General features: G+C 72.7%; 1 pseudogene and 1 riboswitch. The pseudogene reads left to right on the top strand.

Annotated elements, in window-relative coordinates:
* The first annotated feature begins 162 nt into the window (after positions 1–162).
* A riboswitch (FMN riboswitch) is annotated at positions 163–293 on the top strand.
* A pseudogene (locus FNX44_RS30055) lies at positions 276–578 on the top strand (bifunctional diaminohydroxyphosphoribosylaminopyrimidine deaminase/5-amino-6-(5-phosphoribosylamino)uracil reductase RibD); the annotation flags it as partial. (Overlaps the previous riboswitch by 18 nt.)

The following is a 578-nucleotide window of genomic DNA, read 5'->3' as shown; positions in this document are numbered from 1 at the left end:
CCCCTTCCCTGATCGCCGCCCGACCCGCGCCGGCAGGCCCCCCTCGCCGACCGGCGCGCCACCACCCCAGCGTGACAGCCGGGACCCGTGTGAGTCACCCCACAACAACCCGGCGTCGCGAAGTCGTCTCCGCGTGGCACACTTGACGCGTATCAGTGACGTCAGCGCACTCCGGGGTCGGTGTAATTCCGAACCGGCGGTTACAGTCCGCGACCCGGCCGCCTCCAGCGGTCGGTTGACCAGGTGAAACTCCTGGACCGACGGTGAAAGTCCGGATGGGAGGCAGTGCGCGGCGGGTCGTCGCGACGCACGTCGCGGGCGCGTTCCGTCCGGTCTGCCATGGCCGCCCGGCGGAACCTGTCGTCAGCCGTGCGAGTGCCCGGCCCGCTGATCGTTTCCCACGTCAGCCCCGGAGTCCGTGCCCGATGAGGCAGGAGGACCCGGTGGCCACCGCAGCCGCAGCGCACCCTGAGCGCGACGCCATGCGCCGCGCCGTCGAACTCGCCGCCCGCGGGCTCGGACACACCAGCCCCAACCCCGTCGTCGGCTGCGTCGTACTGGACCGCACCGGGCGGGTC

The sequence above is a fragment of the Streptomyces alkaliterrae genome (assembly GCF_007097205.2).
Taxonomy (GTDB): domain Bacteria; phylum Actinomycetota; class Actinomycetes; order Streptomycetales; family Streptomycetaceae; genus Streptomyces; species Streptomyces alkaliterrae.
Note: the sequence above shows the minus strand (reverse complement) of the source record. Positions and strands in the feature narration are given on the sequence as shown.